At 33.0% G+C, this 13,977-nt stretch carries 15 protein-coding genes and 1 rRNA gene; 9 read left to right on the forward strand and 7 right to left on the reverse strand.

Annotated elements, in window-relative coordinates; all coding sequences use genetic code 11:
* Positions 1 to 24: 24 nt before the first annotated feature.
* Both sltY and trpR read left to right on the forward strand, forming a co-directional pair.
* Positions 25 to 1,962, forward strand: coding sequence for a murein transglycosylase (sltY, locus tag A9G32_RS08980; RefSeq protein WP_065589730.1), 1,938 nt, complete (start codon positions 25 to 27; stop codon positions 1,960 to 1,962).
* Between the two features lie 11 nt (positions 1,963 to 1,973).
* Positions 1,974 to 2,264, forward strand: coding sequence for a trp operon repressor (trpR, locus tag A9G32_RS08985; protein ID WP_218055877.1), 291 nt, complete (start codon positions 1,974 to 1,976; stop codon positions 2,262 to 2,264).
* Positions 2,265 to 2,310: 46 nt separating this feature from the next.
* Here trpR and robA read toward each other — a convergent pair whose 3' ends face one another.
* From robA to A9G32_RS09000, 3 genes are all read right to left on the reverse strand, one after another.
* The gene (gene robA / locus A9G32_RS08990; RefSeq protein WP_065589732.1) at positions 2,311 to 3,228 is read right to left on the reverse strand and encodes an MDR efflux pump AcrAB transcriptional activator RobA; all 918 of its coding nucleotides are present in this window, start codon (positions 3,226 to 3,228) and stop codon (positions 2,311 to 2,313) included.
* 96 nt (positions 3,229 to 3,324) lie between these two features.
* Positions 3,325 to 3,900, reverse strand: a complete 576-nt coding sequence (gene nfuA / locus A9G32_RS08995) for a Fe-S biogenesis protein NfuA (RefSeq protein ID WP_065561041.1) — start codon at positions 3,898 to 3,900, stop codon at positions 3,325 to 3,327.
* Between the two features lie 117 nt (positions 3,901 to 4,017).
* Positions 4,018 to 4,668: a phosphoribosyltransferase family protein gene (locus A9G32_RS09000; protein WP_176701341.1), complete on the reverse strand. Its 651-nt coding sequence runs from the start codon at positions 4,666 to 4,668 to the stop codon at positions 4,018 to 4,020.
* Between the two features lie 314 nt (positions 4,669 to 4,982).
* Here A9G32_RS09000 and A9G32_RS09005 point away from each other — a divergent pair, with 314 nt between their 5' ends.
* Positions 4,983 to 5,549 (forward strand): peptidylprolyl isomerase, encoded by a 567-nt coding sequence (locus tag A9G32_RS09005; protein WP_065589734.1) that lies wholly within the window; start codon positions 4,983 to 4,985, stop codon positions 5,547 to 5,549.
* Between the two features lie 58 nt (positions 5,550 to 5,607).
* On the opposite strand, the gene pepB is transcribed toward A9G32_RS09005, so the two are convergent.
* Entirely contained in the window at positions 5,608 to 6,888 is a 1,281-nt protein-coding gene (gene pepB, locus A9G32_RS09010; RefSeq protein ID WP_065589735.1) for an aminopeptidase PepB, read from the reverse strand.
* Between the two features lie 103 nt (positions 6,889 to 6,991).
* Here pepB and A9G32_RS09015 point away from each other — a divergent pair, with 103 nt between their 5' ends.
* Complete coding sequence (locus A9G32_RS09015; protein ID WP_065589736.1) at positions 6,992 to 7,765, forward strand: tyrosine-protein phosphatase; 774 nt, start codon at positions 6,992 to 6,994, stop codon at positions 7,763 to 7,765.
* Positions 7,766 to 7,815: 50 nt separating this feature from the next.
* On the opposite strand, the gene A9G32_RS09020 is transcribed toward A9G32_RS09015, so the two are convergent.
* Entirely contained in the window at positions 7,816 to 8,433 is a 618-nt protein-coding gene (locus tag A9G32_RS09020; protein ID WP_065589737.1) for a 4'-phosphopantetheinyl transferase family protein, read from the reverse strand.
* 120 nt (positions 8,434 to 8,553) lie between these two features.
* Here A9G32_RS09020 and metC point away from each other — a divergent pair, with 120 nt between their 5' ends.
* The 5 genes from metC to A9G32_RS09045 all read left to right on the forward strand — a co-directional run bounded on the left by metC (position 8,554) and on the right by A9G32_RS09045 (position 12,997).
* A complete protein-coding gene (gene metC / locus A9G32_RS09025; protein WP_065589738.1) occupies positions 8,554 to 9,735 on the forward strand; it encodes a cystathionine beta-lyase in 1,182 nt (393 codons plus the stop codon).
* Between the two features lie 62 nt (positions 9,736 to 9,797).
* Entirely contained in the window at positions 9,798 to 11,117 is a 1,320-nt protein-coding gene (tilS, locus tag A9G32_RS09030; RefSeq protein WP_065589739.1) for a tRNA lysidine(34) synthetase TilS, read from the forward strand.
* A 392-nt stretch (positions 11,118 to 11,509) separates the two neighbouring features.
* Positions 11,510 to 11,869 carry a hypothetical protein gene (locus tag A9G32_RS09035; RefSeq protein ID WP_065640670.1) on the forward strand — a complete coding sequence of 120 codons (360 nt, stop codon included), beginning with the start codon at positions 11,510 to 11,512 and terminating at the stop codon, positions 11,867 to 11,869.
* Between the two features lie 204 nt (positions 11,870 to 12,073).
* The gene (locus A9G32_RS09040) at positions 12,074 to 12,433 is read left to right on the forward strand and encodes a hypothetical protein (protein ID WP_065639519.1); all 360 of its coding nucleotides are present in this window, start codon (positions 12,074 to 12,076) and stop codon (positions 12,431 to 12,433) included.
* Between the two features lie 204 nt (positions 12,434 to 12,637).
* Entirely contained in the window at positions 12,638 to 12,997 is a 360-nt protein-coding gene (locus A9G32_RS09045; RefSeq protein WP_065589132.1) for a hypothetical protein, read from the forward strand.
* A 96-nt stretch (positions 12,998 to 13,093) separates the two neighbouring features.
* Here A9G32_RS09045 and A9G32_RS09050 read toward each other — a convergent pair whose 3' ends face one another.
* Together A9G32_RS09050 and rrf are read right to left on the reverse strand one after the other, a co-directional pair.
* Positions 13,094 to 13,477 carry a hypothetical protein gene (locus A9G32_RS09050; RefSeq protein ID WP_065589133.1) on the reverse strand — a complete coding sequence of 128 codons (384 nt, stop codon included), beginning with the start codon at positions 13,475 to 13,477 and terminating at the stop codon, positions 13,094 to 13,096.
* A 198-nt stretch (positions 13,478 to 13,675) separates the two neighbouring features.
* Positions 13,676 to 13,791 (reverse strand): 5S ribosomal RNA (rrf, locus tag A9G32_RS09055).
* Between the last annotated feature and the right edge of the window lie 186 nt (positions 13,792 to 13,977).

Genomic DNA, 13,977 nt, shown 5'->3' on the forward strand with positions numbered 1-13,977 from the left:
CTAAATTAACATAGGAGTTAAAGGATGAAATTAGTATTACGTTATTTTTTGATAATTAACCTACTGTTCACAGGTAACATTTATGCAGATAGTTATCAAAAAGGTCGAGAAAATTATCAAAAATGGCTTAACTCCTATCAATCACTTAACTTTGAAGAACAGCAAACATTACTCTCTACCATAAAAGATTATCCATTGTATCCTTATGCTGCTGTACAGTTTTTTCAGAGTAATATTAAAATCGTTTCACCACAAATGGTAAGCGATTTTATTAATCAATATAATAATTTTCCGCTAACAGCTTCATTAACACAATCTTATTTAAGCGAATTAAGCAATCGTCAAGATTGGAATTCAATCGTTTCGTTCCCAAAAGATAACTCCATACTCTCTAACTGTCGTTATCAATATGCATTACTACAACAAGGAAATAACGAGGTTGCTTTTAGCTCTGTTGAATCTCTTTGGATGACAGGCAAAGAACTTCCTTCTGCATGCGAGCCATTACTTGACGCTTGGGCTCAAGCAGGTAAACGGACAGCTAATTTAATACTATTACGTATCGAACTTGCTATTGATGCAAATAATTTAAAATTAGCCAAACACCTAGCTAATTTACTTGATGACAACTACAAAACAACAAAAATCAATTTACTAGCTGTTCTTAATAATCCTAAAAAATTAGAAGATTTTTCAAAAAATATTAAAGCTAGCTCTTTCACTAAAAAAGTTGTCTTATCATCATTCCCTCGCTTAGTAAAAGCTGATATGAATTTAGCTGCAGCATTATTACCAAAATTAGTTAAACAGCAAACTTTAAGTAAAGCAGAGCAGGTAGCATTACAAAAGAGTTTAGCTAACAGCTACTTTAAAAATTCTGCAACAGATGAACAAATTAAATGGCGTGATAGCTATATTGAAAAATACCACGATACAACATTAGTTGAAAAACGTATCCGCCTTGCTATCGATAACTATAACTTCACAGACATCGCTTATTGGATAGCACAACTATCACCAGAAGATCAATTAAAAGAAGACTGGCAATATTGGCAAGCTAGAGTTTTATTAAATAATAATAAAAAAAGTGAAGCTAACAAAATTTTACAAACACTCACAACCAAACGTGGGTTTTATGGCATGATAAGTGCACAAACTCTTAATCAACCTTATTCGATCAATAACCAATCACCAAAGATTACACCATCAGAAATATCAACCTTAAAAAGCAAATACGACAATCAACCCTATGTAAAAAGAATTAACGAATTACGTTATTTAGGAATGCTTTCAGAATCAAGCTACGAATGGCGATATATGTTAAATAATCAAAAAAATAAGAATGAATATTTAGCATTATCTCAATATGCCTTACAAAAAGGGTGGGGGGATCTTAGTATTCAAGCAACCATTGCAGGCAAACTCTGGAATAACTGGACAGAGCGTTTGCCTATTATGTACAAAGATTTATATAACAATGCATTAAAAGATAAAGCTATTGGTTTATCTTATGCTTTAGCTATTTCTCGCCAAGAAAGTGCACTTGATACTACTGTCAAATCACCTGTCGGCGCCAGTGGATTAATGCAACTAATGCCAGCTACAGCAAAAGAGACAGCTAAAAAAGTTAATTCATTAACTTATATTTCATCAGCACAATTGTTTGATCCTCAAACAAATATACAGTTAGGCACTACCTATTTAAACACTGCTTATCTACAAAATGATAAAAATCGTATATTATCTTCAGCCGCTTATAATGCTGGTCCAAATAATGTTAAGCGCTGGCTAAAAAAGAGTAACGGAAAACTTGATGCAGTAGCATTTATCGATAGTATACCGTTTACTGAAACACGTAATTACGTCAAAAACGTATTGGTATATGATTATATTTATCAAGTAATCTTAGGGCAAAAAAATGTCAATTTTCTTAGCTCAAATGAATTTAATAAACAATATTAATGGTGATTATAATGAAAACTAACGAATGGAAACAAACAGTTGAATTATTACACCAAGCATTTAACGATGGTTATTCACTGGATATATTAAAATTACTAATGACAGCCGATGAGCGAGATGCTTTAATTACTCGAGTTAAAATCGTACATTCATTACTTGATGGTTCAATCAATCAACGCCAACTTAAAGAGCAACTAAAAATTGGTATTGCAACTGTAACAAGAGGCTCTAATAGCCTAAAAGAAACAACTCCAGAATTTAAAAAGTGGTTAGAAAAGATTTTATTAAACTCAGATAACTAAATAATTCAGTCAATATCTAATAGCAGATTTTTATATCATATTATAACTATAAACTTGATTGGATATTGACTTCACTATCAGCAACAACCGGCACACAATAATCACACTCCATATGCTTAATATCCTTAAACGATTCAACAGAGTCATCGCAAAGATTATGATGAATCTCAATTACACAACTAGAGCAACGTAAGCGTACCTTTAATGCTGGCATAGCAGCTAAATGCACTTGTGAAATAAAATCGCCAAACTCATCAGGAGAACCAATATATCTAAAGCAAAGATACAATCCTCCTTCATTAACTATCTGCTCAATATGCTCTAAATTATTATTCTGATCTAAAGCAATTGTATAAAAAAGCTCTTGTTCATTAGCATTATCTTTGCTTTTCAATATACGGCTAAAAGCATAAATTTTATCTGGCAAGTTTTCACATGTATTGCCACAGCGAGATATATAATTATGAAAAAATTGTGATCTTAGTTTATTTTCTTCATCTAATAATTGACTCAAATTGCAATTATTTTTAAAGGTGATACCCCAAAACGTTTTTTGAGGCATATTAACAAATTTTGGCTCAGGCAATGAAAACCGGTTTTTATTAAGCTCAATAGCAGGAGTTAATCCTGTAGGATCCCAAATATCTCCTCGTCGGTAACTTGCTGGAGTTTCATTGAATTGTTTTTTAAAAGAACGAGTAAATGTTTGTTGAGAATCAAAACGATATTGCATCGCAATATCTAAAATAGGCTTACTTGTCATGCGTAAAGCAAGCGCAGCATAAGTTAAACGACGATGTCGAATATAAGTACCAAGAACTTGACCAGTTACCTCTTTAAACATACGTTGTAAATGCCACTTTGAATAACCTGATTTTTGTGCAACATGATCAATAGATAATGGTTGTTCCAAATTTTTTTCAATCCAAACGATAAGATCTGAAATAATACTAACTTGATTCATAAAACCCCATCAGAATGTCAAATGGCAAACGTTATCCGATTATGACTCAATCCCAGCAATAAGCAAGATTTAAATAAAAATTATTTTCTGCCATTATTAGCAAAAAGAATGAGCTCCAGCTTGGTGTTCAGTAATATCTTTTACACCAGCGAGTTCAGGAAACTCTGCCATTAATTGTTTCTCAATACCTTCTTTCAAAGTATAATCAACCATTGAGCAACCATTACACCCCCCACCAAATTGTAAAACAACATAATTATCTTCGGTCAACTCCACTAAACTAACATGGCCACCATGGCTAGCTAATTGCGGATTGACCTGTGCTTGAATTGCGTAATTAACACGCTCAATAAGAGGTGCATCATCAGCTACTTTTTTCATTTTTGAATTTGGTGCTTTTAATGTTAACTGCGAACCTAATTCATCAGTCACATAATCAATGACAGCTTCTTCTAAAAATGGCGCACTAATTTCATCAATATAAACTGAAAAATCAGCATACCGTTCTTCTATATCGCTATCTTCTATAGTATCAGCAGGGCAATACGAAACACCGCATTCAGCACTTGGAGTACCAGGGTTAATAACAAATACTCGAATTTGTGTTCCATCAGGTTGATTAGCAAGCAATTTTTTAAAGTGCTGTTGAGCTGATTCAGAAATAGTGATAATAGACATAATCCCTCACTTTAATGTAGTTAGGTAATAAACAAACCTAACATCATTTATAATATATTAATAATAATAGTTGACTAACTCTCTTGGTTATTATAGGGGTTGTTTAGGATTTTACAATACTGTACGGCATAAACAAACAACATAAACACTCGTTGCTCCACAATTTTTTAGTTGCTGACTAATTGCATTAATCGTATTACCTGTTGTAACGATATCATCAATAAGCATTACTGATTTATGTGAAAGATTTTGATGGCATGTAAAAAGCTTTTCAACATTAGTGATTCGCTCTGTAAGAGATAGTTTTTTTTGATCTTGTACATTTGACGTTCGAGATAGTAAATAAGGATAAAATTCACAATCTAACCATCTTGCAATCGGTTTTGCCAATAACTCAGCTTGATTAAAACCACGAGACCAATAACGAAAATGATGCAATGGCACACAAGTGACCAAATCGGGCTTAATTAACGCATCGATTTCTCGCCGTTGATACCAAGCCAAAAACATCAATCTTGCCAATGCAGTACTCAATTCAATTTTGTTGTAGAACTTTAGATGATGAATCAATTTTTTTAAAGGATTAACATACTCAGAAACAGCAATAAGTTCATCCCAATAAGGTTTCTTTGCACGACACCGATAACATATATCAGTCGATAAAGAATGTGGTAAACAGCATTGATGGCAGACTTTATTAAATTTAGGTATATTTTGAACACATTGGCTACAAATGCCATGATGAGATAGAAATAAAGGCATATCACACAAAATACATCGCATAAAATTTAACAGTTTTTTTGTAAAAAAGTTTCAGGTTACACTATGTTTCAGTATAAAAACGGTTAGTATAAAAAAGGGAGTTATAAAAAACATTTTTTATAACTCCTTATCTTATTAATGTTTAAAATCAGGTTAACATCAATAAAATAGACCAATCAATTTTTTAATTAAATATAATTAAATCGTTATACGATATACAGCACAAAAAATTATCCGATTTTGCATAATTGTTATTTAAATTAGCTTAATATTCGGTATAATCAGCCAATTCAAATGGAAAGAGGTTTTATTATATGAGAAAAATCAAACTATTAATTTTAACATTACTGCTAACAATTTTTTCAACTGTCGCCTTAGCTACTCCTCAAGTCTTATTACAAACCAGTATGGGCGATATTGAGATTGAACTAGACAGCGAACATGCGCCAATTACCACTAAAAACTTTCTTGATTATGTTAATAGTGGTTTTTATGAAAATTTAACTTTCCACCGTGTAATTCCTGGATTTATGATTCAAGGTGGTGGCGCTGATGATCAACTAAAATTTAAAGAGAATAATCCACCAATTAAAAATGAAGCAGACAATGGTTTAAAAAATGATCGTGGCACCATTGCAATGGCAAGAACGAGTGAAATAAACAGCGCAACCAGTCAATTTTTTATCAACGTAGTAAACAATGATTTCCTTAATTACAAATCACCAGAACAATATGGTTATGCTGTATTTGGTAAAGTAACTAAAGGGATGGATATAGTTGATAAAATTGTTAGTGTCCCAACTAAACGCGTGGGACCACATCAAAATGTGCCAGTTGAGCCTATTTATATCAAAAAAGCAATTGTTATTAAAAATGATTAAAATTGCACTTTGTTAACAAAAACCACTTTAAAACCACTTTTTAAAAGTGGTTTTTTGTTTATTTAAGCTGACTAAGTAAATTAGCAATTGTCCTCACACCAATACCTGTTGCCCCTGTTGCCCATAGAGCTGTGGCGCTTTTACGGAATGTTGCAGAACAATCAATATGTAGCCAATTTTTTTGATAATTTTTAATAAAATGCGATAAGAAAGCCGCAGCAGTACTTGCCCCAGCAGTATTAGGTATACCTGAATTTGCTATATCAGCAAATGATGATGGGAATTGCGAACGATGAAAGTCGGCTAATGGTAATCGCCAAAAAGCTTCATGCTCAATATCGCTACTAGCTAACAATTGGCTAGCAAATTTATCATCAAACGAAAGTAATGACTGATAATCATTCCCCACCGCAATCTTAGCCGCTCCAGTCAGTGTTGCACAATCAATAATATAATGAGGCTGGTCATTATCAGCACAAATTAAACCATCAGCCAAAACTAGTCGCCCTTCTGCATCAGTGTTATCAACTTCAACCGTTTTACCGTTACGGTAACGAATAATATCGCCTAATTTAAACGCATTGCCACTGACTAAATTATCCGCGCAACATAGATAAAGTTTAATACGTTGATTTAAACCTCGCGCAATGGCTAATGCTAATGCACTTGTTACTAACGCAGCCCCCCCCATATCTGAGCGCATTGACTCCATAAAATTACTTGGTTTTAAACTATATCCTCCTGAATCAAAGGTAATACCTTTACCAACTAAACAGGCTGTTATCGGTGAATTAGGGTTTTGGGTTGGGTTATAATCTAGTTCAAGCAAAGCCGCTGGCCGATCCGAACCTTTTCCAACCGTATAAATGCCCATATAACCTTGCTCTCTTAAAGCTTCATCTGAAATGATGTTGTAAGTCACAGCAGATGAGTAAGTGCTAATTAACTTAGCTGCTCGTGTGGCTAACTCAACAGGACTTAATGTTTCGGCTTGTTCATTAATAATATCCCGACACCAATCAATAATTTCTATACGATGTTTCAATTCTTGTTTGTCTTTGGTGTTGAGTTCTGACCAAGTTACTTTTGTACTTTTTTTGGCATTACGATAGCCTAACCAAAAATGCCAACAAGCTTCGAGATCCCAATTTTCACCACTTAGTTTAACCGAATTTATTCCTTGGTTATCTAACTTGCGACCTGCACGTTGAATCGCCTCTAAGCGATGTTCTGGTTTATAGTGAATAGTAATCGCCTCGTTAGAAAAACTCAGTAATGCATCTTTTCCCCACTGTTTTGGTGCAGGTTTATCAGTTAGTAAAACAGATAACATCGACATAGTAAAAACCTCAAAAAATTGATAAACAACATAACAATGAGTTAATTCTAATCAGAAACATGTTAATATAGCAAGTAAAGTTAAAAATAAATAGGGACGGGTTATGGCATCAGTTGTACCAATAAAAAATGGGATTAATTTTCGTGATTTAGGTGGAATCAAAACAATTGATGGACGTCAAATTCGATCGGGCCTACTATACCGCTCAGGCGCATTCTCGCTTATTACACAACAAGAGCAATCTTTTTTAGCTAATCAGCTAAATCTGCACTACGTTTTAGACTATCGCGATCCTGATGAAATTGAGCGAAATCCAGATAAATTATGGCAAAATACTCATTATATTAATGTACCAGCTAATCCGTTGAGCAATACGATCACCGCAAGTTTAACAAGTGATTTAGGTAATGCTCACCAAACACTTAAAAAAAATGCTCCATTTGATTTTATGATTAAGCTTTACCAGCTACTACCATTTAATAACGCAGCATATCAAAAACTTTCCTCAATCCTACTAAACTCACAAGGTAGACCATTGGTACAACATTGTGCTGTTGGTAAAGATCGTACAGGTGTTGGCGTTGCATTAACATTGTTTGCTTTGGGTGTTAGTGAAGAAACTGTCATGCAAGATTATTTACTAACAGAACAGCTATTGTCAGATTATCGTGAAAATCTATTAAGCCAATATCAACATAAAATGACGCCTGATGAGTTTGAAAAACGCAAATTAATTTTTGCCGCCAAAAAAGAGTATCTAACTGCGGCACTGAATGCAATTAAAACGCGTCACGGTACAATTGACAATTGGTTATCACAGGAATATCAATTAAACGAAACTAATAGAAAAAGAATTCAAGATATCTATCTGGTTTAATAAATAACAAGCCATTATCGCACCATAATAAATAATGGAAAAACATTGTATTAAGACAACAAAATTAATTTAGAGATCGGTTGATTGCTGTTCACCGACAGATGAACATTATCCACTTGACGATATTGATAATAAAATTCTTGTGCAAAAGGTGCCATAATCATCTGCTGTTTTAAATCGACGTTAACCGATTTTATTTGCCAAACACCTTTAGCATAAAGCTTTAATGCAGACTCTTTTAATGTCCATAGTTGCCAAAAGGCTCTTAATGTATCATCTTGTTTAGTCATCCATTGATATTCGTCATCAGCAAAAAAATTTTTAGCTACTTTCAAATAATTTTTTCGTGGACGTACTACTTCGATATCTAAACCAACCTTACCTACTAACGAAATCGCAACTGCTACCCAATCTTGGCTATGACTAATATTAAAATCTGGTAAGTGTGGCTCTAAAAAAGAGGGACGACCATTATCTCCAACCTTAATAACAGGTAACATCGAAATATCACAGTATTGTTTAAGCAAATGAGCCAAAATTGATCGGCAAACTAAAAACTGTTTTTTACGTTGGCCACTTAAATTATTCGCTTCATAAAGAAGCGTTTGAGGCAACAGTGAAAAATCAATTTCAGCATCCTTAAGACAAGCAAGTTGAACAATTAGCATAATTGGCAAGAAAATATTAATAAAATTTATTTTTTACTATTCTAACAGCATGCTATGCTAACTGTTATCAAAATTAATAAAAATATCAACCTTAATAAATAGTAGCAAGGGTGTATCATTATGTCATTACCAACAAAATTAGTTCATGCAGGACGTAAAAAGCGTTATACACAAGGCGCTGTTAATTCGGTTATTCAACGTGCATCATCATTGGTTTTTGATTCAATTGAAACAAAAAAAGAAGCAACCAAAAACCGTGCTAATGGTGCATTATTTTATGGACGCCGTGGTACATTAACTCATTTTGCGCTACAAGATGCGATGGTTGAAATCGAAGGTGGAGCTGGTTGCTATCTATACCCTTGTGGCGCAGCTGCCGTCGCTAATGCTATTTTAGCTTTTGTTCAAGCTGGCGATCATATATTAGTGTCTGAAGCCGCTTACGAACCTACTCAAGAATTTTGTCAGCAAATTTTAAAAAATTTTGGTGTTGAAACAGATTACTTTACGCCATTAGTGGGTCACAATATTACAAATCAAATTAAACCTAATACCAAAGTCGTATTTTTAGAATCACCAAGTTCCATTACGATGGAAATTCATGATATTCCTTCAATGGTTAAAGCAATTCGCAGCGTCAATCCAGAAATTATTATTATGATCGATAATACATGGAGCGCCGGCGTATTATTTAAAGCATTAGATCATGATATTGATATCTCAATACAAGCAGGCACTAAATACCTAATCGGTCATTCTGATGCCATGATAGGCACCGCTGTTGCTAACCAGCGTTGTTGGGAAAAATTACGCGAACGTTCTTACTTAATGGGACAAATGTGCGATGCTGATACCGCTTATATAGCCGCACGAGGATTGCGAACATTAGCAATACGATTAAAGCAACACCACGAAAATGGCATAAAAGTAGCAAAATGGTTAGCTCACCATCCTAAAGTTGCTACCGTCAATCACCCAGCATTAGAAAGTTGTAAGGGGCATGAATTTTTTAAACGTGATTTTTCAGGTGCAAGTGGATTATTTTCTTTTGTACTCAAAGATCGATTAACTGACGAGCAATTATCTGATTTTATTGACAACTTAACTTATTTCTCAATGGCTTATTCATGGGGTGGTTTTGAATCATTAATTTTAGCTAATCAACCCGAAGAACTAGCAAAAATTAGACCTGTATCTGGTATTGATTTTAAAGGAACTTTAATTCGTCTTCATATAGGGCTTGAAGATCCCGATGATTTAATTGCCGATCTTGCTACTGGTTTAGACAGAATCAAGCTATAAAAAATAAATCTATATAAAGCCAATGCATTACGAATGTTTAGTTTAGCATAATTAAGTAGAAGATGAATAATCATAGCCAAATCACGTGTGACGAAATAATAAAACAAACAGTTTTTCATAATATAAAACACCACAAAGCGCTACTGGTTGCATATAGTGGTGGTGTTGACTCAACGGTATTAATGCATGTGCTTGTTAAGCTTAAAAAACAATTGTTACCAAATTTAGAACTAAGAGCGATCTATATTCATCATGGTTTGAGTAGCAATGCTGACAACTGGGCAACGCATTGCAGGCAACAATGCCAAACATGGCAAGTTCCAATAATTATTGAAAAAGTCAGACTTGATCCCATAGCGGGTAATATTGAAGAGCAAGCTAGAAATGCACGTTACCAAGCTATATATCACCATCTAAAAGATGATGAAACGTTATGTACAGCTCAACATCTTGATGATCAATGTGAAACTTTCTTCTTGGCATTGAAACGTGGTAGTGGACCTGCGGGATTGTCCGCAATGCCAAGGGAAAATCAACAACATCTTCGACCTTTATTAACAATATCACGATCACAAATTGAAACCTATGCGAATAAACATCAACTCAATTGGATAGAAGATGAAAGCAACCAAGATGATCACTACGACCGTAATTTTTTACGCTTAAAAGTCTTACCAATTCTTAATCAACGCTGGCCACATTTTTCGCAAATGGTTGCACGCAGTGCGGAATTATGTCAACAACAAGAAACGTTAATTAATGAGTTATTATTGGTAGAGTTTAAGCAAGTTATCACCGAACAAAATCAACTGGCTATTGCACCATTAATGGACTATTCCGAGTATAAACGAAATGCAATTTTACGCATGTGGTTTAAACACAATCATATTAATATGCCAACACGCCAACAAATAACATTAATTTGGCAAACCGTTGCATTAGCAAAAGAAGATGCCAATCCGAAATTTATCTTTAATAACCAACAAGTTCGCCGTTATCAAAATCATCTTTATTTGTTAGCATTACATCAAGATATTGAACGGCAAATCCTAAACTGGGATTTAACGTTGCCATTAACACTTCCAGATAATGTTGGTGAATTACAAATTAATTATCAAACTGATTTATGTTGCCGCTTACCACAAGCAGATGAAAAAATCACCGTTAGATTCCATGCTCAAGGAAAATTTCAAATTGTTAATCGCCATGGTTCACGATCAATAAAAAAACTATGGCAAGAGCATAATATTCCACCATGGATGCGAACTCGAATCCCTCTAATTTACTACAACGAACAACTGATTTGCGCAGTTGGCGCATTTGTTACCGAACAAGGAAAAGGAACACAAATCGGTTTTATTCTTGTAAAGAATAACCTATAAGTTTATCCCCTAATAGGTTTTGTTATAGCATTTAGCTTGCTGACTTAATTTAGTTTTGATGGATTTTTCAACTTTGACTAGCTATAAATAATGGTTTAAGAACATTCATTCTTACAGATTAAAGAAATAAAAAGCTTCAATCAGGCTTTCTTAGGCTAGTTATAAATAGTCGGATAACTGACCATAAAGCGTTTAATCAAATCAGTGGCAGTTATTTTTTCTTTATGATATAAACGTCATATCTATTGTTTATAATAAGACGCTAATTTTGTTTTTTTATGCATATTCATTGCAAATTACTTCGGATAACACGTAAACAATTTCTACATTTTATGTAAATAATATTTGTTTTTTAATATTTCAGGATTAAATTTTTCTAGGATAATAGAGTTATGAAAATAAATGAAAGATGGTTAACTTTTGTATTAATTGATAATAATAATTCATTTGAAGAAATGCTGGCTAAGATAGAATTGGCATTTAAATGTAAATTATCCTGTAAAGATGAAAAAGGTCGTTATATTGCCAGAGCGGAATTGGATAATTTTAGTATTGCTGTTATCGACAAAATTGATAGGCTTAGTCAATTATTATGTGATGAACATTATACTCTTAAAATAACAATAATATCTGATAAATACTTTAATTCTAAATTTGAAAATTACATAAAAGAAATTCTAACTAATAACTTCATACAATGGGAACAGTCAGTTTGGTCTCCTTTTGACGTTACTCCACTCAGCAAGCGATAAGCGTTTAATCAAATCAGTGGCAGTTATTTCTTCTTTATGATATAAACATCATATCTATTGTTTATAATAAGACGCTAATTTTGTTTTTTTATGCATATTCATTACAAATTACTGCGGATAACACGTAAACAATTTCTACATTTTATGTAAATAATATTTGTTTTTTAATATTTCAGGATTAAATTTTTCTAGGATAATAGAGTTATGAAAATAAATGAAAGATGGTTAACTTTTGTATTAACTGATAGCAATAATTCATTTGAAGAAATGCTGGCTAAGATAGAATTGGCATTTAAATGTAAATTATCCTGTAAAGATGAAAAAGGTCGTTATATTGCCAGAGCGGAATTGGATAATTTTAGTATTGCTGTTATCGACAAAATTGATAGGCTTAGTCAATTATTATGTGATGAACATTATACTCTTAAAATAACAATAATATCTGATAAATACTTTAATTCTAAATTTGAAAATTACATAAAAGAAATTCTAACTAATAACTTCATACAATGGGAACAGTCAGTTTGGTCTCCTTTTGACGTTACTCCACTCAGCAAGCGATAAGCGTTTAATCAAATCAGTGGCAGTTATTTCTTCTTTATGATATAAACATCATATCTATTGTTTATAATAAGACGCTAATTTTGTTTTTTTATGCATATTCATTACAAATTACTGCGGATAACACGTAAACAATTTCTACATTTTATGTAAATAATATTTGTTTTTTAATATTTCAGGATTAAATTTTTCTAGGATAATAGAGTTATGAAAATAAATGAAAGATGGTTAACTTTTGTATTAACTGATAGCAATAATTCATTTGAAGAAATGCTGGCTAAGATAGAATTGGCATTTAAATGTAAATTATCCTGTAAAGATGAAAAAGGTCGTTATATTGCCAGAGCGGAATTGGATAATTTTAGTATTGCTGTTATCGACAAAATTGATAGGCTTAGTGAATTATTATGTGATGAACATTATACTCTTAAAATAACAATAATATCTGATAAATACTTTAATTCTAAATTTGAAAATTACATAAAAGAAATTCTAACTAATAACTTCATACAATGGAAACAGTCAATTTGGTCTCCCGTCGAAGTTACTCCACTCAGCAAGCGATAATTTTCACATGATCTGTACACATTTACCTCGACAAACTCCAATATTCATTACAGTATTTTCACAAATTACTACTCAACATCAGTGATTAAAAACCATTCAACAAAGAGAAATCATCCCTACTTCTCCATTCGGTAATAAACAAATAACTATTCCTTTTCCTTCAAGTCGAACCACATCACAAAATTTATTTACACGCCAATCTTTTATTTTTGATAACTCTAACCAAGTATCAAGTTTCCAGCTATTTATTCTACCAAGAACTACCATTTTTTTTCTAAAACAATGCATATCAATATTTATACTTATTACCATGTTATTTTCAGAGAGAATATTGACATTGCCATATAGATGACTAAATATTTTTGATTTTCTATTCAGTCTTTTGACAGCTAATTCTGGCTCTCCCATTATTTCATAAATAAGTGAATCAGATGAGCCAACATGCAATTTTTTGATATTTAGACTGTTAATGATATCCATTAACTCTATTTGAAATATAGGTTCCTATTCTTCATTCATTATCATAACCTATCTTTATAAATTACGACCAATACCATCAGTGAGAACACCTATTGTTAAAACGTATAATAAACATCGAATAAACTAGAAATACACTACAAATAAGTTTTGTGTAGAAAGCAAAAAGCCCAGCATGACTGCTGGGCTATATATTTAAAAGTCTGGCGGCACCCTACTCTCACATGGGTAATACCCACACTACCATCGGCACTACGGCGTTTCACTTCTGAGTTCGGCATGGGGTCAGGTGGGACCACCGCGCTATTACCGCCAGACATATCCTGTACTCTCTTTCTTAATTGCTGTCCATTATCTCATATCAACAACAATCACTCAATTCGGAACAAACTGTTTTTTCAATCTCTATTCTCTTTTCGATGATTTTCTCATCTAGTAATAACTTCTGCGTAACCCAAAACAACTCCGAGTTGTAAGGTTAAGACTCTCGGTTCATTAGTATC

It is taken from the genome of Gilliamella sp. Gris3-2 (genome assembly GCF_001690345.1).
Lineage (GTDB): Bacteria > Pseudomonadota > Gammaproteobacteria > Enterobacterales > Orbaceae > Gilliamella > Gilliamella bombi.

Excerpts from the sequence above, each read along its gene's own strand:
- A9G32_RS09050 (WP_065589133.1), bottom strand. The coding sequence starts at position 13,477 with ATGGATATCATTAACAGTCTAAATATCAAAAAATTGCATGTTGGCTCA.
- A9G32_RS09045 (WP_065589132.1), top strand. The coding sequence starts at position 12,638 with ATGAAAATAAATGAAAGATGGTTAACTTTTGTATTAACTGATAGCAAT.
- robA (WP_065589732.1), bottom strand. The coding sequence starts at position 3,228 with ATGAATCAAGTTAGTATTATTTCAGATCTTATCGTTTGGATTGAAAAA.
- A9G32_RS09020 (WP_065589737.1), bottom strand. The coding sequence starts at position 8,433 with ATGCTAATTGTTCAACTTGCTTGTCTTAAGGATGCTGAAATTGATTTT.
- A9G32_RS09035 (WP_065640670.1), top strand. The coding sequence starts at position 11,510 with ATGAAAATAAATGAAAGATGGTTAACTTTTGTATTAATTGATAATAAT.
- A9G32_RS09005 (WP_065589734.1), top strand. The coding sequence starts at position 4,983 with ATGAGAAAAATCAAACTATTAATTTTAACATTACTGCTAACAATTTTT.
- metC (WP_065589738.1), top strand. The coding sequence starts at position 8,554 with ATGTCATTACCAACAAAATTAGTTCATGCAGGACGTAAAAAGCGTTAT.
- sltY (WP_065589730.1), top strand. The coding sequence starts at position 25 with ATGAAATTAGTATTACGTTATTTTTTGATAATTAACCTACTGTTCACA.
- trpR (WP_218055877.1), top strand. The coding sequence starts at position 1,974 with ATGAAAACTAACGAATGGAAACAAACAGTTGAATTATTACACCAAGCA.
- A9G32_RS09015 (WP_065589736.1), top strand. The coding sequence starts at position 6,992 with ATGGCATCAGTTGTACCAATAAAAAATGGGATTAATTTTCGTGATTTA.
- A9G32_RS09040 (WP_065639519.1), top strand. The coding sequence starts at position 12,074 with ATGAAAATAAATGAAAGATGGTTAACTTTTGTATTAACTGATAGCAAT.
- tilS (WP_065589739.1), top strand. The coding sequence starts at position 9,798 with ATGAATAATCATAGCCAAATCACGTGTGACGAAATAATAAAACAAACA.
- pepB (WP_065589735.1), bottom strand. The coding sequence starts at position 6,888 with ATGTCGATGTTATCTGTTTTACTAACTGATAAACCTGCACCAAAACAG.
- A9G32_RS09000 (WP_176701341.1), bottom strand. The coding sequence starts at position 4,668 with ATGCCTTTATTTCTATCTCATCATGGCATTTGTAGCCAATGTGTTCAA.